Source organism: Streptomyces sp. NPDC127197 (assembly GCF_042672405.1).
Lineage (GTDB): Bacteria > Actinomycetota > Actinomycetes > Streptomycetales > Streptomycetaceae > Streptomyces > Streptomyces flavusporus.
In genome coordinates, this window is the sequence record NZ_JBHXVG010000143.1 from 1 (window position 1) to 1,463 (window position 1,463).

The following is a 1,463-nucleotide window of genomic DNA, read 5'->3' on the forward strand; positions in this document are numbered from 1 at the left end:
ATATCACATGGTTGATGGTTCTTTGTTTCAGTATACTGATTCTGATAAGTTGCAAGCGTTACGTTATGACTTTAATCCTAATAATATTAGACCATCTAAGGAAAATGAACATAGACGAGCAGTAGTTGAGATTTTGAGAACCATGAAATATCCGAAACTTAGTCGTGTTGATATAGCTTTTGATTTTAAGGGTGTAGATCTAAGTGATTACAATTTCATAGATGAGGGTGTTAGAAAGAAAAATATGTGGTTTGATGGTACTAATAAATTAGAGACTTTATACATAGGCGCTCCAAACGCTCATTTGCGTATAAGGGTATATGACAAGGCTAAAGAACGAGCAACAGAAGGTGAACAAGTGGAAGGTGATTGGTGGCGTGTGGAAGCTCAAATTAGAGGTGAGTGGATTAATCATTTGTTGTTAGGTATTAGTCCCTTTTCAGGTTTGCAAATTAAACAGGCTAATTGGGAATCGCTTGAAAATGTACGTGAACAAGCTATGTGTAAATTCTTTTTGGATTTTCCTGAGAAGATGGCTGAGGTAGATAAAAATACAAGGTCTAAGTATAAAAAAATCCTTGCTAGCCTGGACGCTAACAAGGAAATAGATATCCAGTCACTTTATGCAGAAAGTAAGACTGAAATTAGAAAGCAAATAGATTACTGGCTTGATTTTTCAAGACGTAATGACGTTATGTAGCTAAATCTATTTTAACAAAAAGAGCTAAGAAGGGAAAGTATGTTGCGCGCGAAAGGGGGGACCCACCTGTGGGGGGTTCCCTACGTGCGCGACACATTTTCCCTTCTTTTTATTTTTGCGAAATGCATTTACTATGTATCAAGTTGATGTTAGAATGATACATAACGAATAGAAGGAGGTTAGAAATATGGATGAAACGATTCGCGTTAATACCAGAATTAGTATTGAAATGAATCAATGGTTAGATGAGTATTCAAAACAAAGTGGACTTTCGAAAAGTACTCTGGTTCATGTGGCTCTGGACAATTTTATTAGGGACAAAGAAGCTCTGAAAATGATGAAAAGTGGTAAAAATTTAGAAGGTGCTTTAGAAGATGCTTTAGAAAAGTTTGAACTTCGTCTAGATCGCCTAGAGAAATCTATGGGTAATTGAGTTTTATGAGTTATGTGTTTAACGTTGGCTTCGTACTTAGTTGCTGTTTGACAAGTGATAGATTTAAAGTTTTAGTGGTTTTCTAAAAGTTTTAATCTAGGCGCAGCGAACACTTTTCAAAGACATGGCGCTTAAAGTTATCACCAAGTATCCTCTTGGATTTCCCAAAACTTTGTTTTGGGGACGCCTCCAGCAGGGAATTAAAAGAAGGTTTTTTGTTTGATTTTAGGGGGGCTTGGGGAGGTTTTGGGAAGCTTGACGATGACATTGAAAATCCGGCTCTCTCTAACAGCCGGATTGCGGGTGAAAAAATAGGACAAAGGGGGTATC

General features: G+C 37.1%; 2 protein-coding genes. Both read left to right on the forward strand.

Translation table 11 applies throughout. The annotated features are described in order from the left end of the window. Window positions 1-700 (forward strand): replication initiation factor domain-containing protein (locus tag ACFVJQ_RS45995; RefSeq protein WP_385791978.1); only part of this gene is annotated, 700 nt, incomplete at its 5' end. A 187-nt stretch (window positions 701-887) separates the two neighbouring features. Next, window positions 888-1,133, forward strand: coding sequence for a hypothetical protein (locus tag ACFVJQ_RS46000; RefSeq protein WP_376430389.1), 246 nt, complete (start codon window positions 888-890; stop codon window positions 1,131-1,133). The last annotated feature ends 330 nt before the right edge of the window (window positions 1,134-1,463 follow it).